The sequence below is a fragment of the Agrobacterium sp. LR_9 genome (assembly GCF_041954855.1).
GTDB lineage: Bacteria > Pseudomonadota > Alphaproteobacteria > Rhizobiales > Rhizobiaceae > Agrobacterium > Agrobacterium leguminum.
This window is the reverse complement of the sequence record NZ_JAVAYA010000003.1, coordinates 210,851-231,707: the sequence shown is the minus strand read 5'-3', so window position 1 is coordinate 231,707 and position 20,857 is coordinate 210,851. Positions and strand designations below refer to the sequence as shown.

At 60.2% G+C, this 20,857-nt stretch carries 17 protein-coding genes; 6 read left to right on the top strand and 11 right to left on the bottom strand.

The window, feature by feature from the left end; genetic code table 11:
* Position 1 precedes the first annotated feature (1 nt).
* Genes holA through leuS form a run of 3 tightly spaced genes read right to left on the bottom strand, consistent with a single transcriptional unit; the run spans position 2 to position 4,219 of the window.
* Positions 2-1,039: a DNA polymerase III subunit delta gene (gene holA / locus RAC79_RS05625; RefSeq protein WP_125145357.1), complete on the bottom strand. Its 1,038-nt coding sequence runs from the start codon at positions 1,037-1,039 to the stop codon at positions 2-4.
* A gap of 11 nt (positions 1,040-1,050) precedes the next feature.
* Entirely contained in the window at positions 1,051-1,596 is a 546-nt protein-coding gene (gene lptE / locus RAC79_RS05620) for an LPS assembly lipoprotein LptE (protein ID WP_161987770.1), read from the bottom strand.
* Positions 1,589-4,219 (bottom strand): leucine--tRNA ligase, encoded by a 2,631-nt coding sequence (gene leuS, locus RAC79_RS05615; RefSeq protein WP_125145356.1) that lies wholly within the window; start codon positions 4,217-4,219, stop codon positions 1,589-1,591. Before leuS ends, lptE begins: the two co-directional genes overlap by 8 nt.
* Before the next feature lie 193 nt (positions 4,220-4,412).
* Here leuS and RAC79_RS05610 point away from each other — a divergent pair, with 193 nt between their 5' ends.
* Positions 4,413-5,072, top strand: a complete 660-nt coding sequence (locus RAC79_RS05610) for a YggS family pyridoxal phosphate-dependent enzyme (protein ID WP_065656886.1) — start codon at positions 4,413-4,415, stop codon at positions 5,070-5,072.
* Positions 5,073-5,131: 59 nt separating this feature from the next.
* Here the strand turns inward: RAC79_RS05610 and RAC79_RS05605 are convergent, their stop codons facing one another.
* Positions 5,132-5,833 (bottom strand): DUF1013 domain-containing protein, encoded by a 702-nt coding sequence (locus RAC79_RS05605; RefSeq protein WP_006698297.1) that lies wholly within the window; start codon positions 5,831-5,833, stop codon positions 5,132-5,134.
* Positions 5,834-6,062: 229 nt separating this feature from the next.
* Here RAC79_RS05605 and acs point away from each other — a divergent pair, with 229 nt between their 5' ends.
* The gene (gene acs, locus RAC79_RS05600; RefSeq protein ID WP_065656888.1) at positions 6,063-8,018 is read left to right on the top strand and encodes an acetate--CoA ligase; all 1,956 of its coding nucleotides are present in this window, start codon (positions 6,063-6,065) and stop codon (positions 8,016-8,018) included.
* 106 nt (positions 8,019-8,124) lie between these two features.
* On the opposite strand, the gene RAC79_RS05595 is transcribed toward acs, so the two are convergent.
* The 6 genes from RAC79_RS05595 to RAC79_RS05570 all read right to left on the bottom strand — a co-directional run bounded on the left by RAC79_RS05595 (position 8,125) and on the right by RAC79_RS05570 (position 14,646).
* Positions 8,125-9,132 carry a TRAP transporter substrate-binding protein gene (locus tag RAC79_RS05595; protein ID WP_065656889.1) on the bottom strand — a complete coding sequence of 336 codons (1,008 nt, stop codon included), beginning with the start codon at positions 9,130-9,132 and terminating at the stop codon, positions 8,125-8,127.
* 39 nt (positions 9,133-9,171) lie between these two features.
* Positions 9,172-10,449, bottom strand: coding sequence for a TRAP transporter large permease (locus tag RAC79_RS05590; protein ID WP_035265222.1), 1,278 nt, complete (start codon positions 10,447-10,449; stop codon positions 9,172-9,174).
* Between the two features lie 4 nt (positions 10,450-10,453).
* The gene (locus RAC79_RS05585; protein ID WP_003520303.1) at positions 10,454-10,984 is read right to left on the bottom strand and encodes a TRAP transporter small permease; all 531 of its coding nucleotides are present in this window, start codon (positions 10,982-10,984) and stop codon (positions 10,454-10,456) included.
* Between the two features lie 21 nt (positions 10,985-11,005).
* The gene (locus tag RAC79_RS05580) at positions 11,006-12,166 is read right to left on the bottom strand and encodes a fumarylacetoacetate hydrolase family protein (RefSeq protein WP_174039742.1); all 1,161 of its coding nucleotides are present in this window, start codon (positions 12,164-12,166) and stop codon (positions 11,006-11,008) included.
* A gap of 200 nt (positions 12,167-12,366) precedes the next feature.
* Positions 12,367-13,083 carry a FadR/GntR family transcriptional regulator gene (locus RAC79_RS05575; RefSeq protein WP_003520305.1) on the bottom strand — a complete coding sequence of 239 codons (717 nt, stop codon included), beginning with the start codon at positions 13,081-13,083 and terminating at the stop codon, positions 12,367-12,369.
* Between the two features lie 117 nt (positions 13,084-13,200).
* Complete coding sequence (locus tag RAC79_RS05570) at positions 13,201-14,646, bottom strand: FAD-binding oxidoreductase (protein WP_174039741.1); 1,446 nt, start codon at positions 14,644-14,646, stop codon at positions 13,201-13,203.
* 199 nt (positions 14,647-14,845) lie between these two features.
* Between RAC79_RS05570 and denD the strand changes: the two genes are divergently transcribed.
* From denD to RAC79_RS05550, 4 genes are all read left to right on the top strand, one after another.
* Positions 14,846-15,832 (top strand): D-erythronate dehydrogenase, encoded by a 987-nt coding sequence (gene denD, locus RAC79_RS05565; protein WP_080857107.1) that lies wholly within the window; start codon positions 14,846-14,848, stop codon positions 15,830-15,832.
* Positions 15,829-16,731 carry an NAD(P)-dependent oxidoreductase gene (locus RAC79_RS05560; protein ID WP_174039740.1) on the top strand — a complete coding sequence of 301 codons (903 nt, stop codon included), beginning with the start codon at positions 15,829-15,831 and terminating at the stop codon, positions 16,729-16,731. The genes denD and RAC79_RS05560 overlap by 4 nt, the downstream gene beginning before the upstream one ends.
* Before the next feature lie 9 nt (positions 16,732-16,740).
* Positions 16,741-18,525: an IlvD/Edd family dehydratase gene (locus RAC79_RS05555; protein WP_078052322.1), complete on the top strand. Its 1,785-nt coding sequence runs from the start codon at positions 16,741-16,743 to the stop codon at positions 18,523-18,525.
* A gap of 112 nt (positions 18,526-18,637) precedes the next feature.
* Complete coding sequence (locus RAC79_RS05550) at positions 18,638-19,612, top strand: threonine/serine dehydratase (protein ID WP_174039739.1); 975 nt, start codon at positions 18,638-18,640, stop codon at positions 19,610-19,612.
* 2 nt (positions 19,613-19,614) lie between these two features.
* Here RAC79_RS05550 and RAC79_RS05545 read toward each other — a convergent pair whose 3' ends face one another.
* A complete protein-coding gene (locus RAC79_RS05545; protein ID WP_142844412.1) occupies positions 19,615-20,718 on the bottom strand; it encodes an NAD(P)/FAD-dependent oxidoreductase in 1,104 nt (367 codons plus the stop codon).
* Positions 20,719-20,857 lie beyond the last annotated feature (139 nt).

Sequence of the window (20,857 nt, the reverse complement as noted above, 5' to 3'; positions counted from 1 at the left end):
CTCATCCGCCGCGGCCGGATTGCAGCGTGGTCGACAGCAATGTCAGAAGGGCCACGCTTTCTTCCAGGCTTTGCCGCTGACGGCTTTGCAGGATAGCGGCCTGCAGACGGTTCATCTCGCGTGCGATCGCCGCTGGCTGCCAGATTCGCAGGGCTCTTTCGATGATGGGTTTTCTGCGGAAATGGATGTGGCGTCCGAGTGTCTGCATGACCTGACCGGCCTGCAGTTTTTTCTCATCCATTTCGGCCCGCATCTGGTCGAGTAACTGGAATTGCTTGAGGCACCCCTGGAGTACAAGAAAGATCGGGGTCTTCGAAGAGACGATCTTCTGCGTCGCGTGGAAAAAGGCGTTTCTGTCGCCTTTCAGAATGGCGTCGACGGCATCGTCTGCGGAAACCGTGCTGGCGTCTCCGATGATCGCCAGCACATCGTCTTCCTCGACCACGTCTGCCCCACGGCAATAGAGCGCCAGCTTGCGGATTTCATTGCGCGAGGCGATACGGTCACCACCCAGCGATTCGATGAGCCTCTGTCTTGCGGCTGGCGCAATGCGCAGATTATCGGCGGAGAGTTCCTGATCGATCAATGCGTTCAATGAGCGCGCATCGTCGGCGTAACAGGGAATCGCAGCGATGGAGCGCGCCGGTTCTGCGATCTTGCGCAGTCCCGTACCCTTCTTGATGTCGCCTGCTTCGATGATGAGGAAGCTTGCTTCCGGCGGCGTCTCGGCAAGGATCTGGAGTGCATCCACCAGCGCCTTTTCGGCCGAAGCACTTTTGACCCAGACGAGTTTTTCGCCGCCGAAAAGGCCGATGGCATTCACCTCGTCGAGCAGACGGCCGGGGTCGCCCTGCAGATCGGATGCGGTCAGTTTCAGCGATGCGAAAGCGTCATCGGGATCGATACCGGTCTTTTTGGCGATGACGCCTGCGCGTTCCGATACGAGACCGCGATCCGGGCCGTAAAGCACGAAAACGCGAAAGCGCTCCGCCGGATTTTCGGCGAAGCGCTCAAATTCATGGGACTTTATCTCCGTCACGGCCGCCGCTCTCAGCGGCCGAGCGTGGCGGCGATATCGGTGCGGATGATTTCAGCCAGTTCCCGGGCCGCACGGTTCTCGGCGTCGCGGGTTGCCCTGATCTTGGCGAATTCCTGCTGCGGCAGGTCCACCTGCGCCGTCACGCTACGCCGTGCAGAGCGAAGGATTTGACCGTCGGAAACGCGTGTCAGCACATATTGACCGCTCATCACGACACGACCAGGGTATGGGCCATCGTAATTGTTGTTCGCGCGGGTCGTCAGGTCGTAATTCTGCACTTCCGTTGACGTCGCGCTCGAGCTTACGGAAACCTTGACGTTATATTGCGCCGTGGCGGGTTCGCCAGCACCGCCGGACATCAGAAAGATCAGCTGGTTGCGGACTTCCTGCCCGACTCTGCCGCCGGTCTCGGAGACGCTGACGGCCGCCAGTCTCTCCTTGGTTCCCGAAGCTTCCCCATAAAGCGGGCGCACCTGGCAGCCTGCCAGAAGACCAGCCATCGTCACGACGGAAATCGCTGCCGCGACGCGGCCCCATCTTGAAAAAACGTCAGACAACAATGTTCACAATCCTCTGCGGAACCACGATGACTTTCTTGGGCTCGCCACCGGCAAGAATGGATTTGACGGCATCCAGCGCAAGGGCGGCCGTTCGGACCGCATCTTGATCCGCATCGCGCGCGATTGTCAATTCGCCACGCTTCTTGCCGTTGACCTGCACGGGCATGACCACATCGTTTTCCTCGACAAGCGAAGCGACGAAGGCCGGCCATGGCGTCTGGGCCACGAGGCCCGTATTGCCCAGTGCGGACCAGCATTCTTCCGCCAGATGCGGCGTCATGGGGGCGATGATGCGGATGAGGATTTCGACGGCGTCGCGCGCGGCCGCCTTGACGTCCTCAGACTTGCCGCCAGAAGCAACATCGGCGAGCGGGCCGGCCAGCGCGTTGACCAGTTCGTAGATGCGGGCGATGGCCTTGTTGAAGGCGAGCTTGTCCAAGTCTTCCTGAACAGCCTTCAGCGTCTTGTGCGCCACCTTGGAGGCCGCCAAGCCTTCGCCTTCGGTCGCAGGCTTCGGCTGAACGGTTCTCAGTTCTTCCGCTGCTTCGCCGATGATGCGCCAGACGCGCTGAACGAATCGGTTTGCGCCTTCCACCCCGGCTTCGGACCAGATGACGTCACGATCGGGCGGAGAGTCCGACAGCACGAAGAAGCGTGCGGTATCGGCGCCGTAGGACGCGATGATATCGTCGGGGTCAACCACGTTCTTCTTCGACTTCGACATCTTCTCGATGGAGCCGATTTTCACCTCTTCGCCGGAAGAGAGCAGGAATGCGCGGCGCGTGCCGTCGCTTTCCTCGATCCTGAGGTCGGCCGGCGGCACCCATTCGCGTGCGGTGCCTTCGCCGCGGCTATAGGTCTCGTGCACCACCATGCCCTGCGTGAACAGTCCCTTGAAGGGTTCCTTGACGCCGACATGGCCGGTTTCGCGCATGGCGCGGGTGAAGAAGCGCGAATAGAGCAGATGCAGGATAGCGTGCTCGATGCCCCCGATATACTGATCGACCGGCAGCCAGTGGTTGGCGACCTTCGGATCGGTCGGTGCGTCTTCCCACGGCGCGGTGAAGCGCGTGTAATACCAGCTGGAATCGACGAAAGTATCCATCGTGTCGGTTTCGCGGCGTGCGTCATGGCCGCATTGCGGGCAGGAGACATGGCGCCACGTGGGGTGCCGGTCCAGCGGGTTGCCGGGCACGTCGAACGTCACATCGTCAGGCAGCTTGACCGGCAGGTCCTTTTTCGGAACCGGTACGACGCCGCAGACTTCGCAATGGATGACCGGGATCGGGCAACCCCAATAACGCTGACGGGAAATGCCCCAGTCGCGCAGGCGGAAATTGACCTTGCGCTCGGCCTGCGGCGTGTTGCCCAGCGTCTGCGCAGAAAGCTTCTGCGCCATCGCCTCAAAGGCTTCAGCCGTCTTCATGCCGTTCAGGAAGCCGGAATTGATCATCACGCCGTCATCGGTGAAGGCGGTATCATCGATGGTGAAGTTTGCAGCATCAGGGCCTTCAGGGGCGACGACGGCCACGACCGGCAGGCCGTATTTGCGGGCGAAATCCAGATCGCGCTGGTCACCCGACGGGCAGCCGAAGATCGCGCCGGTGCCATAGTCCATCAGCACGAAGTTGGCGACGTAGACCGGCAGTTCCCAATTGGGGTCCAGCGGGTGCACGACCTTGACGCCGGTGTCGATGCCTTTCTTTTCAGCCGTTTCGAGTGCTGCGAGCGAGGTGCCATGGCGGCGGCATTCGTCGCAGAACTCGGCAATCGCCGGGTTGTTCGCGGACAGTTCTCTCGCCAGCGGGTGGTCGGCGGCAATTGCCAGGAAGGAGGCGCCGAACAGGGTGTCCGGGCGTGTCGTATAGACGGTGATGTCGGAGAAACCTTCCGGCACTGTCCCGGCAACCGTCTGCCAGCGCAGCGACAGGCCTTCGGAGCGGCCGATCCAGTTCTTCTGCATCAGGCGCACTTTTTCCGGCCATTGGTCCAGCGTATCCAGCTCGTCCAGCAGGTCCTGGCTGAAATCGGTGATGCGGAAGAACCATTGCGTCAGCTCGCGCTGTTCGACCAGCGCGCCGGAGCGCCAGCCACGGCCGTCGATCACCTGCTCGTTGGCGAGAACTGTATGGTCGACCGGGTCCCAGTTCACTTTGGATTGCTTGCGGTAGACCAGACCCTTTTCCATGAAATCGACGAAAAGCGCCTGCTGGCGGTGGTAATATTCCACGTCGCAGGTCGCGAATTCGCGGGTCCAGTCCAGCGACAGACCCATGGATTTCAGCTGGCCGCGCATGGTGGCGATGTTCTGGTAGGTCCAGTCCTTCGGGTGAACCTTGTTCTGCATGGCGGCGTTTTCGGCAGGCATGCCGAAGGCGTCCCAGCCCATCGGGTGCAGGACGTTGAAACCGCGGGCGCGCTTGTAGCGGGCGACCACGTCGCCCATGGCATAGTTGCGGACATGGCCCATGTGGATGCGTCCCGACGGATAGGGAAACATCTCCAGAACGTAATATTTCTCGCGCGGATCGCTGTTGTCGGTCACGAAAACCTTGTCTTCGTTCCATTTCTGCTGCCAGCGCGGCTCGGCGTCGCGAGGATTGTAACGTTCGATGGCCATTGTTTAGAATTCCGGGTATCGAGGGGAAAAATTTGCGCTGACCTTCACCATGAAACGACCGGGGCGTCAAGTTTGGCGGGGCATTCGGGCGTTCAATCTTGGCCAGCGTGCCTCAAATGGTGCTAAACCCGCTTGGCATCAAGGCAATCGGCGTCTAGTTAGCGTTGCGAATGGTTCAAATAAAGGTCTTGTGATGGAAATCGAAGCACGTCTTGAGGATGTCAGGCAGCGCATTGCCGATGTTGCGGAAAAATCCGGACGCAAGGCGGCGGATGTTGCCCTCGTCGCGGTCTCGAAGACCTTCGAGGCGGAGGCGATCCAGCCGGTCATCGATGCGGGCCAGCGCGTATTCGGCGAGAACCGCGTGCAGGAGGCGCAGGGCAAGTGGCCTGCGCTTAAAGAGAAGACGGCTGATATCGAGTTGCATCTGATTGGCCCGCTACAGTCCAACAAGGCGGCGGATGCCGTGGCGCTGTTTGATGTGGTGCAGAGCGTCGACCGCGAAAAGATCGCCCGCGCGCTTGCCGAGGAATGCGGCAAACAGGGGCGAAGCCTTCGTTTTTATGTGCAGGTTAATACAGGGCTTGAGCCGCAAAAGGCGGGTATCGATCCACGTGAGACCGTGGCTTTCGTCGCCTTTTGTCGGGATGAGCTGAAATTGCGGGTTGAAGGACTGATGTGCATTCCGCCGGCGGATGAAAATCCGGGTCCGCATTTTGCGCTTCTGGCGAAGCTTGCCAAACAATGTGGGCTTGAGAAGCTTTCCATGGGCATGTCGGGCGATTTCGAAACCGCCGTGGAATTCGGCGCGACGAGTGTTCGTGTGGGCTCGGCGATCTTCGGCACGCGATAAGGCTACAAATAAAAAACCCGGCGCTGAGGCCGGGTTTTCAAACTCTAAAAGACGTCCGATCAGTACTGATCGTCCTCGTCTTCGTCCTTCTGCGTGGATTTCAGCGAGGAGAGCTTCTTGAAGACCGCATCGGCGTCGATCTGTTCGTCTTCTTCGCGCTGGAAGTTGTAATCCAGACCTTCCGTTGCCGTCGCCGGCTGCAGTGTGTTGTCCAGCTCTTCGGCGGTCGGCAGCGGACGGCCACGCGAGGCGCGTTCAACTTCGAGGTCAAGATCGATCTGGCTGCAGAGGCCGAGGGTGACCGGGTCCATCGGCGTCAGGTTGGCCGAGTTCCAGTGGGTGCGGTCACGAATCTGCTCAATGGTCGACTTCGTGGTGCCGACGAGACGCGAAATCTGCGCATCCTTCAGCTCCGGGTGGTTGCGAACGAGCCAGAGAATGGCGTTCGGACGGTCCTGACGCTTGGAAACCGGCGTGTAACGCGGACCGCGACGCTTGGATTCGGGCACGCGCACCTTCGGCTCGGAAAGCTTCAGCTTATGGTTCGGATTGGCTTCAGCGCGGGCAATCTCGTCGCGGGAGAGCTGTCCGGTTGCAATCGGGTCAAGACCCTTGATGCCCTGTGCGGCTTCACCGTCGGCAATCGCCTTGACTTCGAGCGGATGCAGTTTGCAGAACGTGGCGATCTGATCGAACGACAGCGCGGTGTTGTCAACCAGCCATACAGCCGTTGCCTTTGGCATGAGCAATTGTTGAGCCATAGATACAGTCCTTCTGTCCGTCCGCGCCGGTGTCGCGGGCGTGGTATCAACCACTGATTTCCGGGATATTGCCGCTCTATAACCGGATTGCATCATAATTGCAATTCTTTGCGAAACAAATGACCTTTGTCTAATTGCCGTGCGGATTTGAACTGCTATGAATTCAACACATGCCTGAGGTGGGAGTCTCGGGCCACGTCAGAAGCCATATCGGTTCCAGGAGGAGTTTATGTCTGCCAAAATCTACCCGGTTCTCAAATCGGCGAAGGCCCGCACGCTCATCGACAATGAGCGTTACCAGAAATGGTATCAGGAGAGCGTCGAGGATCCGGAAAAGTTCTGGGACAAGCACGGCCGGCGGATCGACTGGTTCAAGCCTTATACCAAGGTCAAGAACACGTCCTTCAAGGGCAGGGTGCCGATCAAGTGGTTCGAGGACGGCCTGACGAACGTTTCCTATAACTGTATCGACCGGCACCTGAAAACGCATGGCGAGCGCACGGCGATCATCTGGGAAGGCGACAACCCGTATATCGACAAGAAGATCACCTATAACCAGCTCTACGACTATGTCTGCCGTCTGGCGAATGTGCTAAAGAAGCACGGTGTCAAGAAGGGCGACCGCGTCACCATCTATATGCCGATGATACCCGAGGCGGCTTACGCGATGCTCGCCTGCGCCCGCATCGGCGCCATCCATTCCGTCGTGTTCGGCGGGTTCTCGCCGGAAGCGCTGGCGGGCCGCATCGTCGATTGCCAGTCCACCTTCGTCATCACCTGCGATGAGGGCGTGCGCGGCGGCAAGCCGATCCCGCTCAAGGAAAATACCGACAAGGCGATCGATATCGCCGCCAAACAATATGTCATCGTCAACAAGGTTCTGGTGGTGCGCCGCACCGGCGGAAAGACCGGCTGGGCGCCCGGCCGCGATATCTGGTACCATCAGGAAATCGCCACCGTGAAGCCGGATTGCCCGCCGGTGAAGATGCGTGCGGAAGACCCGCTGTTCATTCTTTACACTTCAGGCTCCACCGGCAAGCCGAAGGGCGTGTTGCACACCACGGGCGGCTACCTCGTCTATACGTCGATGACGCACGAGTATGTCTTCGACTACAAGGACGGCGAGGTTTACTGGTGTACCGCCGACGTCGGCTGGGTCACCGGCCATTCCTATATCGTCTACGGTCCGCTTGCGAACTGCGCGACGACGCTGATGTTCGAAGGCGTTCCCAATTTCCCGGATCAGGGCCGCTTCTGGGAAGTCATCGACAAGCACAAGGTCAATATCTTCTACACCGCGCCGACGGCGCTCAGATCGCTGATGGGGGCGGGCGACCAGTTCGTCCAGCGCTCGTCGCGCGAGAGCCTGCGGCTTCTCGGCACGGTCGGCGAGCCGATCAATCCGGAAGCCTGGGAGTGGTATTACCATGTGGTCGGCGAGGACAAGAGCCCGATCGTCGACACCTGGTGGCAGACGGAAACCGGCGGCATTCTCATTTCGCCGCTGCCGGGCGCGACCGATCTGAAGCCCGGTTCGGCCACAAGGCCGTTCTTCGGCGTGCAGCCGCAGCTTGTCGATGCCGAGGGCAATGTGCTGGAAGGACCCGCTGACGGCAATCTCTGCATCATCGATAGCTGGCCGGGCCAGTCGCGCTCCGTCTATGGCGATCATCAGCGCTTTGTCGATACGTATTTCTCGACCTACAAGGGCAAGTACTTCACCGGCGACGGCTGCCGGCGTGACGAGGACGGCTATTACTGGATCACCGGCCGCGTCGATGACGTGCTGAACGTTTCCGGTCACCGCCTTGGCACGGCCGAAGTGGAATCGGCGCTGGTGTCGCATCACCTCGTTTCGGAAGCGGCTGTGGTGGGTTACCCGCATGCCATCAAGGGCCAGGGCATTTATTGTTATGTCACGTTGATGGCGGGCCAGAATGGCGACTATGCGCTGCGCGAGGAGCTGGTGAAGCACGTGCGCAACGAGATCGGGCCGGTTGCAACACCTGACAAGATCCAGTTCGCGCCGGGCCTGCCCAAGACAAGGTCTGGCAAGATCATGCGGCGCATCCTGCGCAAGATCGCCGAGGACGACTTTGGTGCGCTGGGGGATACGTCGACGCTCGCCGATCCAGCGGTGGTCGAAGACCTTATCGCCAACCGGCAGAACCGCACCGCGTCCTGATCTTCTGGAAGGGCTGCTTCGGCAGCCTTTTTCCATCTGCGATTTTCACAAACAAAAACACCCGGAGGCGGAACCTCCGGGTGTTTTTAATTGTATCCGGTAAGGATTACTGGCCGCGGATCTTCTTCAGGTCCGCCAGAACGGCGTCGACGACGTCTGCGCCGATTTCAGCCTTGTGCTTTTCGTAGACGACCATCGACTTTTCGCGGATACGGGTCTGCTCTTCTGCAGACAGCGTATTCACTTCGAGGCCGGCAGCCTTGATCTTCTCCAGCGACTTCTGGTTCAGTTCGCGGATGACCTTGCGCTCTTCGTCGCGGCCGACGATTGCGCATTCACGCAGGGCGGCCTGTTCTTCGGGCGTGTAGCTGTCGAAGATCGGCTTGGAGAAGAGGAAGAGGAACGGCGTGTAGGCGTGGTTCGTCTCGGTGATGTATTTCTGCACTTCGTAGAACTTCGAGGTGTCGATCGTCACATAGGGGTTTTCCTGCGCGTCGATCGCGTTGGTTTCCAGCGCCGAGAAGACTTCGCCGAAGGCCATCGGCGTTGCATTGGCGCCGAGGTTCTGGAAGGTGTCGAGGAAGATGTTGTTCTGCATCACGCGGACCTTAAGGCCCGAGAAGTCTTCCCACTTGTTCACGGCATGCTTGGAGTTTGACAGGTTGCGGAAGCCGTTTTCCCAGTAGGCCAGGTTTACGAGGCCCTGTTCTTCCAGCTTCTTGTTCATCATGTCGCCGAAGGCGCCGTCCATGACGGCATCGGCTTCCTTGGCGTTGGCGAAGAGGAACGGCAGGTCGAAGACGCCGAGCGACGGGATGAGACCGACGAGCGGCGACGAGGACGTCACGACCGCTTCCTGAACACCGGAGCGCAGGGCCTGCGTTGCCTGAAGGTCACCGCCGAGAGCGCCGCCCCAGAATGCCGTCAGCTTCAGCTTGCCGCCGGACTTGTCGTCAAGGCAGGCCTGCATGGCCTTAATGCCGTTGCCGACCGGATGATCCTGGTTGATGCCGTTCGAAACGCGGATGTTACGGCTGTTGAATTCGGCCATTGCCGGAGCGGCGGCGCCAACTGCGAAAGCGATGGCCGTGGTGGTCAGAAGAAGCTTTCTCATAATATCCTCCCTTGGATTGTTTGCGAGAAGCAGGTTGAATTAACGGAGATACTGCAGTGGTACGAGGACGATGTCCGGGAAAATCACCAGCAGCGCCAGGACGATGGTTTCGGCAACGAGGAACGGCCAGACGCCGACCGTCACCTTGCCGAGCGGGATGCGGCCGACGCCGCTGACGACGTTCAGCACCACGCCAACCGGAGGGGTAATCAAGCCGATGGCGTTGTTGATGATGAAGAGAACACCGAAATAGACCGGGTCGATGCCCGCCTGTTTGACGATGGGCATCAGAACAGGCGTCAGGATCAGGATGGTCGGCGTGAGGTCGAGTGCGGTTCCGACAATGAAGACAAGCACCATCATTGCGGCCATCAGAAGCATCGGGCGGTCGATCAGCGGCTCGATATAGCCTGCGACTTCGTTCGGAATGTTCGCTGCCGTGATGAGCCATGCGGACACAAGTGCCGCGCAAACCAGGAACATGATGATGGACGTGCTCTTGGCGGCGCGCAGAAGCACGTGGAACAGATCCGCCGGTTTCAGTTCGCGGTAGATCACCATACCGACGAAAAGCGCGTAGACAGCGGCAACGACGGCAGCTTCCGTCGGCGTCATGATGCCTGCCTTGATGCCGCCGAGAATGATGACGGGCATGCCGAGCGCCCAGCCGGCGCGAGCAGTGGCGGTCAGGCGTTCCTTGGCGGAGGTCTTCGGCAGCGGCTTGACGTTATCCTTACGGACCACGATCAGCCAGGCGATGATGAGCGATGCACCCATCAGAATGCCGGGAACGATACCCGCAAGGAAAAGCTGGGTGATCGAGACGTTGGCGGCAACACCGAAAACGATGAAGGCCATGGATGGCGGGATGACCGGGGCGATGATGCCACCTGCGGCGATGAGACCGCCGGAGCGCGGAATATTGTAACCGGCCTTTGCCATCATCGGGATGAGGATTGCGGCAAGGGCTGCGGTATCGGCTGCGGCCGAGCCGGAAATGCTGGCCATGATGATGGCTGCAACGATGGCCACGATGCCGAGACCGCCACGGATATGACCGACGAGTGCGATTGCAAAGTCGATGATGCGGCGGGACAGACCGCCGGAATTCATCAGTTCGCCGGCCAGAATGAAGAAGGGGATGGCGAGCAGCGTGAAGGTGTCCGCGCCCGAAATCATGTTCTGGGCGATGATGGCGGTGTTGAACATGCCCATATACCACATGAGCACGACGCCGCAGAACATCAGCGAGAACGCGACGGGAACGCCAATCGCCATGGCTCCCAGCAGAGAGCCGACAAAAACGAGAAGTGTCATGGTATCAGCGCTCCGAAAGCTGTTCGATCGTCAGATTCTCGCCGGCAAACTGGGCGATTTCGTCTTCTGTCACGCCGCCCGTCAAGTAACGGTACAGGCGTTCCAGTGCGATGATGAACATCAGGCCGCCGGTGAACATGCCGACGCCATAGACCCAGATCATCGAAAGCTTGGTGACGGGCGCATGCATGCTGGCATTGATGCCGGATTGCTTCCAGGTGCCCCAGAAGAAGATGGCGGAACAGGCCAGAATGATGATGTTCGACACGATCATGCAGACGATGCGGGCGCGACGGGACAGGAACATCACGAGCGTTTCGATGCCCATGTGGCTGTTCTCACGGAAGGTCAACACGGCGCCGATGAAGGTCAGCCACACGAAGAAGTAACGCGACAGTTCTTCCGAGACGTTGATGCCGGAGTTCATCGTATAACGCATGACGACGTTGACGAAGACCATGATCGACATGCCGGCAAGCAGCAGGACGAGAATGATTTCGAGAATCCGGTAAAAGAGATTGATGGTCTTTTGCATTTTCCCCTCCCGAAGAAATATCTAGAGCAGCCCTCGTTTCGCCAGGTTGCGCATCAGGGCCGCGGTGCCGAATGTCCATTCCGGGCATTCGTCGGTCGTGGTGACCCAGTTGATCAGCTTACCGAGCTTGGGCGTGGAGATTTCAACACGGTCGCCCTTTGAATGGGTGAAACCGAGGCCTGGGCCATGACGATCCTTCACCGGCGCGAACATCGTGCCAAGGAAAAAGACGGCGCCGTCAGGATATTGATGGTTGCGGTTCAAGAGCTGCGAAGCGAGGTTTTCCGGCGTGCGGCTGATCGCCTCCATGGGGCTGACGCCCGTCATGGTGAAACCGTCTTCGCCCTCGACCAGAAGCGATATCTGTGATTTCTTCACATCTTCAATGGTGAAGTTGCCGTCGAACAGGCGGATAAAGGGACCGATCGCGCAGGAAGCGTTGTTGTCCTTCGCCTTGCTGAGCAGCAGGGCAGAGCGGCCTTCAAAGTCGCGCAGGTTGACGTCGTTGCCGAGCGTTGCGCCAACGATGCGGCCGTCGGAAGCGATGGCAAGCACCACTTCCGGCTCCGGGTTGTTCCACTGCGATTTCGGGTGAACGCCGATCAGCGCGCCGCAGCCGACGGAAGCCATGGCCTGCGCCTTGGAGAATATCTCCGCATCCGGGCCGATGCCCACTTCCAGATATTGCGACCAGAGGCCCATTTCCTGGAGCAGTTTCTTCACTTCGGCAGCTTTTTCGGAGCCGGCCTCAAGTCCCTTGAGATTGTCGCCGAGAACCGGCGCCAGCCGTCCGCGAATTTCCTGCGCACGCAGCGGATCGCCCTTGGCCTGCTCCTCGATCACGCGTTCCAGCATGCTGTCGGCGAAGGTCACACCGGCGGCCTTGACGGCCTGAATGTCGTTAGGGGCAAGGAGTTCGCCGGCGGAACCGTCCAGAAAAGCTTCCAGTGCGCCGAGTGCGACGAAAGTGCCGGTGTCGGCGAGCCGCTCCAGCAGATCCGTCTTCTCCAGAAGTTCGGACATGGTAGGGGAAATCGAAGTGAGGTCATAAAGCACGCCGCCCTTCAGCAGGACGGGGCAGGGGCCGTCTTCGCTTTTCGACCAGACACGGCCGACGAGCAGCGCGTTTTCGAAATCTTCAGGCAAAATTGCGGTAGCGTCGATGGACCTTGTACCGGTCATGTAGTCCTCCCCTTCAGCATCCGACAGGCCGCCTCCTGCGGTCTTATTGTCTGGATGTCTGACAACTTAATCCCATTCTTCTTAGTATGACTTTTGCTACGAGTCTAGCGGCCTTGCCGACAAAATTATCGTGTTTCGCGTCTCAATTCCCGCAAAGCCGTAAACCTGTCCTATAGCTTTGCCGGCATCCACATTGCTGCTCAGAAGATATCTAGTTCGAGATTGACCCGGCTGGCTGCGCCGATCAGGTGCTTGCGCATGGCGTTCTTGGCGGCAGTGGCGTCGGCCTTCTCGACGGCTTCGTAGATTGCCACATGTTCGGCAATCGTCACCTCGAGAATTTCACCAAAAACCGCGCGGGAGAAAGCGATGTTGATGGCGGAGCTGATGCGTTCCGCGATGAAGCCGAGGAACATCAGGAAATATTCGTTCTCAGTCGCTTCCGCCAGAATGCGGTGGAAGTCGAGATCGGCGGCAACGCCTTCCGTCGACCAATCATCGGCGGTTTTCATCTTTTCCAAGGCTGCCGCCAGCCGCGTCAGCTGCTGCGGGCTGCGGTGCAATGCGGCAAGCCCCGCCGCCTCTATTTCCAGCGGCATGCGGAGCTGGAAAAGATCGCGGAAATTTTCCGGGTCGTTTAGCCGCGACCGCTCGATGCGGATGGACAGTCTTTGCCGGGGATCGGTGACGAATGCGCCCACGCCCTGCCGAGTTTCGACAAAGCCTTCGTTGCGCAATTGTGCAATCGCTTCGCGGATGACCGAACGGCTGACCCCGAAGGTTTTTGCCAGAACATGTTCGGTCGGCAGCCTGTCACCCGGTCCGAGCTTCGAATCATTGATTTCGCGCGCAATCTCCGCGGCGATACGGCCGGGCAGATGATCGTTGCGATGTATCTGATTGAACTCCAGCGTCATGGTTGCTCCCGTTCCACAGAAACGATTGGTTCGTTTTCCCGCGGCAGGCGACTTCCTCCTTCGCCGTCAGCGGGGTTTTCAAAGGCGGCGTTTTCAGCCGCCTTTGCCATTCCTCGATTAGCTATCCGGTTGCAGGGTTATCTGGCAACCAGGATTCATCCGCAAATCAGGGTCGAAGGTATTTTTCAGGCCGGTGATCATCCGGCGCTGCACGTCGGATAGCCGGCTTTCGAAATCGGAGCGTTTCAGGCGACCGATGCCGTGCTCGGCGCTGATGCTGCCGACGTAACGGTCGAGAACCTCGTTAACGAGTGTCTTGGACTTGTAGATGAAGGCGTCGCGCTCTTGTGGCGTCGAACCGTTCGGCGGCAGCACGTTGAGGTGGACGTTGCCGTCTCCGACATGGCCATAGGAAACCGCCAGGCATTCCGGCAGTTTTTCCGCAAGTTCCGCCTCGGCTTCAGCCACGAAGGCTGCGAGTTTCGACAAAGGTACGGAAATGTCGGTGCGCATATGCGCGCCGCGCAGCGCCTGGCCCTCGTTCATGCCTTCGCGGAACAGCCAGAGCGATTGGGCCTGTGCCCGTGAAGAAGCGATCACGCCGTCCAGCACCAGCCCGTCTTCCATCACGCCCTCAAGGAAGCGTCCCATCAGGTCAGCGGTATCGACCAACCCCGAGCCGGAAATTTCCATCAGCACATAGGCAGGATAATCGCCGGCGATGGGCATCTTGAGATCGGGAATTGCTTCAATTGCGAGTGTGAAGGCGACAGGCGGCATGAATTCGAAGGCGGACATCAGGTCGCAGCATTCGCGGCGGGCGCGTCGGTAAAGCTTGATGGCATCGTCAAGCGAATTGAGGCCGAGCAGCGCCGTCTCTACATGTTCCGGATTGGGATAAAGCTTGACGGCAACGGCCGTGATGATGCCGAGCGTTCCTTCCGCGCCGATGAAGAGCTGCTTCAGATCGATGCCGCGATTGTCCTTGCGCAGCGTCGACAGCCCGTTCCAGATGGTGCCGTCAGGCAATACAACTTCGAGACCCAGCACCAGTTCGCGGGTCATGCCGTAGCGCAGGACATTGATGCCGCCGGCATTGGTCGAGACGTTGCCGCCGATGCGGCAGCTGCCCTGTGCGCCGAGCGACAGCGGGAAAAACATGCCCTTGTCCTGAACCGCATCCTTGAATTCCGAGAGAATGCAACCGGCTTCCACGACGGCGGAAAAATCGTCGCTATCGATGGTGCGGATGGCGTTCATGCGCTCGAGGCTCAATACGACCTGATGCTTGGGGGCATCTGGAATGCCGCCGAGCACCAGTCCGGTATTACCGCCCTGGGGGATGATGGCAAGGCCCAGTTCCGCGCAGGCGCGGACAGTGTCGGAGACTTCCTTGGTCGAGCGGGGGCGGATAACGGCCACGGCCGAACTGGTGACATCGCCATGCCAGTCGCGGCAATAGCGCACCATGTCTTCCTGCGATGTCAGCAGCAAAGCCTCGCCGAGCCTGTTCTTCAACGAGAACCGCAATTCCTCGATATCGGTTTCGCTCACGATCGTCATTCCACCCTCTCCGTCCAATCCGCCCTAAATTTCCGGACAGGGCTCTCTCGCCCTTGCTTTTGCCGGTTTGTGAAAAAATACTATTTTCAATCCGATCATATAAGGTTATCAGACAACCTTACAAGCTAATTTATCGGTCGACTGGCCGATGATGTTTTTTCGGTCCCGGGAGAATGGCCGGGACAAAGAGGAGGAAAACATGCATATCGCAATCATCGGCGCCGCAGGCATGGTGGGCCGCAAGCTGACTCAGCGTCTCGTCAAGGACGGATCGCTTGGCGGCAAGCCAATCGAAAAGTTCACGCTTATCGACGTGTTCCAGCCCGAAGCGCCTGCCGGTTTTTCCGGTGCGGTCGATGCGCGTGCCGCCGATCTCTCCGCGCCGGGTGAGGCCGAAAAGCTGGTCGAAGCCCGCCCAGATGCCATTTTTCACCTCGCCGCCATCGTCTCCGGTGAAGCCGAGCTCGATTTTGACAAGGGCTACCGCATCAATCTCGACGGCACACGTTATCTCTTCGATGCCATCCGCATCGCCAATGGCAAGGATGGTTACAAGCCGCGCGTGGTCTTCACCTCGTCCATCGCCGTTTTCGGTGCGCCGCTTCCCTATCCGATCCCGGATGAATTCCACACCACGCCGCTGACCAGCTATGGTACGCAGAAGGCGATCTGCGAATTGCTGCTGTCCGATTACAGCCGCCGCGGTTTCTTCGACGGTATCGGTATTCGCCTGCCGACCATTTGCATTCGTCCCGGCAAGCCGAATGCGGCCGCTTCCGGCTTCTTCTCCAATATCCTGCGCGAGCCGCTGGTCGGCCAGGAAGCGGTTCTGCCGGTGCCGGAAAGCATTCGCCACTGGCACGCTTCGCCGCGTTCCGCCGTCGGTTTCCTGATCCATGGGGCAACGATCGACGTTGAAAAGGTCGGCCCGCGCCGCAATCTGTCGATGCCCGGCCTCAGCGCCACCGTCGGCGAGCAGATCGAAGCGCTGCGCAAGGTCGCTGGTGAAAAGGCCGTTGCCCTTATCCGCCGCGAGCCGAACGAGATGATCATGCGCATGTGCGAAGGCTGGGCCCCCGGTTTCGAAGCCAAGCGCGCCCGCGAACTGGGCTTTACGGCTGAAAGCTCCTTCGAAGAGATCATTCAGGTTCATATCGAGGACGAACTGGGAGGTTCACTGAAATGAGTGTTGGCGGGGAGGAGGAGAAGCGGTCTGTCGCCTTTATCGGCACGGGCCTGATGGGCGGGCCGATGGCCCGGCGTCTGCTGGGGGCTGGCTTTTCGGTGACCGTCTGGAACCGCAGCGTCGATAAGGCCGAGGCTCTTGTGACCGATGGCGCGGTCGTCGCGGCATCGCCGGCGGAGGCCGCCAAAGGCGCCGATATCGTCATCACCATGCTGAGCGACGGCAAGGCTGTGGGCGAGGTGCTGTTTGCGGCCGGAGTGGCCGAAGCACTGAAAAAGGGTGCGGTCGTGATCGATAGCAGCTCGATTGCCCCGCCGATTGCGCGGGAACATTCCTCCCGGCTTCAAGCGCTCGGCATTCATCATGTCGACGCGCCGGTTTCCGGCGGTGTGCCGGGCGCGACGGCCGGTACGCTTGCGATCATGGCGGGTGGCGATGAGGCGCTGATCGCGGGTCTTGCCGATGTTTTCGCACCGATGGGCCGGCTCACCTATGTCGGTCCCTCGGGTGCTGGCCAGCTCTGCAAGCTCGCCAACCAGCAGATCGTTGCCATCACCATCGGCGCGGTTGCCGAGGCGATGATGCTGGTGGAGGCGGGTGGTGCATCGCGTGAAGGGTTCCGCAACGCCATACGCGGCGGTTTTGCCGAAAGCCGGATCCTGGAACTGCATGGCGACCGCATGGTGAAGCGCAATTTCGTACCTGGCGGTCCCTCCAAGTTCCAGCTCAAGGATCTGAACGGCGTGCTGGCGACGGCGAAGGATCTGTCTCTCAATCTGCCGCTTACGCAGCAGGTGACGCGGGAATTTGACGACTTCGTCGGTGACGGTGGTGCCGATATCGACCATAGCGGCATCCTGCTTTACCTCGAAAAACTGAATAACCGGGAACAGGGCTGAGGCAGGTTCATGAGTGACGAGAAGACACCGATGCGCCGCCTGCGGTCGCAGGACTGGTTCGACAATCCCGACCATCTCGACATGACGGCGCTCTATCTGGAGCGCTTCATGAATTACGGCGTGACGCCGGAAGAACTGCGTTCCGGCAAGCCGGTCATCGGCATCGCCCAGAGCGGCAGCGACCTGACGCCCTGTAACCGTGTCCATGTGGAACTCGTCAAGCGGGTGCGGGACGGTATCCGCGATGCGGGCGGCATTCCCATCGAGTTTCCGACCCATCCGATGTTCGAAAACTGCAAGCGCCCGACGGCGGCGCTTGACCGCAATCTAGCTTATCTCAGCCTTGTGGAAGTGCTTTACGGTTATCCGCTCGACGGCGTCGTTTTGACCACGGGCTGCGACAAGACCACGCCTTCAGCGCTGATGGCGGCAAGCACGGTCGATATTCCGGCCATCGTGCTTTCCGGCGGGCCGATGCTCGACGGCTACCATGATGGGGATCTGGTCGGTTCCGGTACTGTCATCTGGCGCATGCGCCGCAAATATGGCGCTGGCGAAATCACCCGCGAGGAATTCTTGCAGGCAGCGCTCGAATCCGCTCCTTCGGTCGGCCATTGCAACACCATGGGTACGGCGTCGACCATGAATGCCATGGCGGAGGCGCTCGGCATGTCGCTCACCGGCTGCGGTGCCATTCCCGCCGCTTACCGTGAACGCGGCCAGATGGCCTATCGCACCGGCCGCCGTGCCGTCGAGCTGGTTGTCGAGAACATCAAGCCCTCCGACATCATGACCCGAGAGGCATTTTTGAACGCGATCCGCGTCAACTCGGCAATCGGCGGTTCCACCAACGCCCAACCGCATCTGGCGGCCATGGCAAAACATGCGGGTGTGGAGCTTCGCGAGGAGGACTGGCAGGTCCACGGTTACGACATTCCGCTCATCGCCAATGTCCAGCCGGCCGGCAAATGGCTGGGTGAGAAATATCACCGCGCCGGCGGCACGCCCGCCATCATGTGGGAGCTTCTGAAGGCCGGCAAGCTCGACGGCAGCTGTCCGACCGTCACAGGCAAGACCATGGCGGAAAATCTGGAAGGCCGGGAATCCACCGACCGCGATGTGATCCTGCCTTATGACAAGCCGCTGAAGGAGCGGGCCGGTTTCCTCGTCCTCAAGGGCAACCTGTTCGATTTCGCCATCATGAAGACGAGCGTGATCTCGGCGGAATTCCGCCAGCGCTATCTGAGTGAGCCGGGCCGCGAGGGCATTTTCGAGGGCAAATGTGTGGTGTTCGATGGTTCGGAAGACTATCACGCCCGCATCAACGATCCGTCTCTCGATATCGATGAGCGCACCATTCTCGTCATTCGCGGTGCGGGGCCACTCGGCTGGCCGGGTTCGGCAGAGGTCGTCAACATGCAGCCGCCGGATGTGCTGTTGAAAAAGGGTATCACCAGCCTCCCGACGATCGGCGACGGCCGGCAGTCCGGAACGGCCGACAGCCCGTCCATTCTCAACGCCTCACCGGAAAGTGCTGCCGGTGGCGGGCTGGCATGGCTTCGCACGAGCGATGTGATCCGCATCGATTTCAATAAGGGCGAGTGCAATGCGCTGGTACCGGAGGAGGAGCTGGAAGCGCGCAAGGCTGACGGCATTCCTGCTGTTCCTGCGGATGCGACGCCCTGGCAGCGAATCTACCGCCAGTCGGTGACCCAGCTTTCGGATGGCGCGGTTCTGGAAGGGGCTGCGGATTTCCGCCGGATTGCCGAGAAGATGCCCCGGCACAATCATTGATCACGTAGGACAAAATCCCCGGCCACGTCCGGGGATTTTTCTTTTCCGGGCGGTTTCGCAATTGATTGCGACCTCTTAATGTACCTGCAAATCCGCATCACAGGGGCAGGACATGACAGATATTTCGATGATAGAAGCCGCGCGTGGGCGCATCGGCAACCATGCGGTTCGCACACCGCTTCTTTCATCGCCTTTTCTGGACGAAATTGCCGGGCGAAAGCTGTTCGTCAAGGCTGAATGCCTGCAAAGAACGGGTTCCTTCAAGTTTCGCGGCGGATGGTCGGCCGTCTCCGGCCTTCCGGCGGAAGTGCGCGCCAAGGGCGTGATCGCCTTTTCCTCCGGCAACCATGCGCAGGGCGTGGCGCTTGCCGCCCGGCTGCACAATGTGCCTGCCGTCATCATCATGCCGTCGGATGCGCCGAAGATCAAAATCGACAATACCCGGGCCTATGGCGCGGAGGTAGTGCTCTATGACCGTGCGAACGAAGATCGCGACGCCATCGGTGATCGCATTTCGCGTGAGCGTGGGCTGACGCTGATCAGGCCCTATGACGAACCGCTGGTCATTGCCGGGCAGGGGACAGTGGGGCTGGAGATTGCCGAACAGGGCGCGGAGTTGGGCATCGGTGCGGCCGAGGTTCTGGTGCCCTGCGGTGGCGGCGGCCTCACCTCCGGCATCTCCCTGGCACTCGCAGCAAAAGCGCCGAACTACAAGGTCAGGACGTCGGAACCGGAGCGGTTCGACGATGTGGCGCGCTCCCTCGCTGCGGGTAAGATCGAGCGTAACGCCACGACCTCGGGCTCGATTTGCGACGCGATCGTCACGCCGCAGCCCGGCAACATTACTTTCCCCATCATGGCCGGGCTCTGCGGAAAAGGCATTGCCGTGACCGAGGAGGAAGCGCTGCGTGCTATGGTTCTCGCGTTTAACCGGCTGAAGATCGTTGTCGAACCCGGTGGCGCGGTGGCGCTGGCGGCGGCCCTCTTCCACGGCGATGAACTGGAAAGCGAAACGGTGATCGCGGTCGCTTCCGGCGGCAATGTCGATCCGGAGATCATGGCCGGCGCGCTGTCTCGTTTCGGTTGAGGTCAGGCCTCGAGCCGTGCCGCGACCTCGCCGGCAATCGCCAGCGAGGCGGTGAGGCCGGGGCTTTCTATGCCGAAAAGGTTGACGAGGCCGGCAAGGCCGTGGGTTTCCGGTCCGTCGATGCGGAAGTCCATGGCCGGTGCGTCCGGGCCGGAAATCTTCGGCCGGATACCGGAATAGGCCGGGATCAGCGCGTCATCGGGAAGGCCCGGCCAATAGCGCCGTATCGCATCGCCAAAACCCTCCATACGGCGGGGATCGACCGCATAGTCGATGGTATCCACCCACTCCACATCCGGCCCGAAACGTGCCTGGCCGGCGAGATCGAGCGTGAGATGCACGCCGAGGCCATGAGTGTGCGGTGCGGGGTAGATCAGCCGTGAAAACGGGGACTTGCCGGCCAGCGAAAAATAGCTGCCCTTGGCGAAACGCGCCTGCGGGATTCCGTCCTCCGGCAATCCTTCGATCTTTCTTGCCACCATGGGTGCAACAAGCCCGGCGGAATTGACGAGCAGCCGGCATGTCAGGCTGGTGGGTTCCGTTCCGCCGACATGAACTCGGAAACCATTGCCCATCGCCTCTGCCTTTTCGAAGGGTGCGTTCAGGGCAAGGGCAGCGCCATGATCCTGCGCGTCTCCAAGCAGCGCCAGCATATAGCCGTGGCTGTCGATGATACCGGTCGAGGGCGATATCAGGGCTGCGACGCAGGCGAGCGCGGGTTCGAGCAATAGCGCCTGTTGCGCATCGATCAGCTCAAGGTCGTTGCAGCCGTTAGCTTTGCCTTTTTCGCGCAGGGTGGTGAGCATGGCCGTCTCTTCATCGCTCGTAGCGACGATGAGCTTGCCGCAACGACGATGTGAAACGCCGTGGCTTTGACAGAAGGCATAGAGCCGCTCCTTGCCCTCCACGCAAAGTCGGGCCTTGAGGCTTCCGGCCGGATAATAGAGCCCGGCGTGGATGACTTCGCTGTTGCGGGAGGAGGTGGCAGAGCCGAATTCCTTCCCGCTTTCGAGGATGATGACGGTGAGGCCGCGCATCGCCAGTTCACGCGCTGTCGCGAGCCCTATCACCCCGGCTCCGATGATGATGGCGTCGATATCCGTCATGGTCTTTTCCGTGCCCGCCACCGGTTTTGAACGGAAATGCCCTCCACCGCGTTGATCCTGCGCAATGGGTAGATTGATGCTTGCCGGTGGGCAAGTCGCAATCGGTATTTTTCCCGATGCGCCAATCTTATGGAATTTT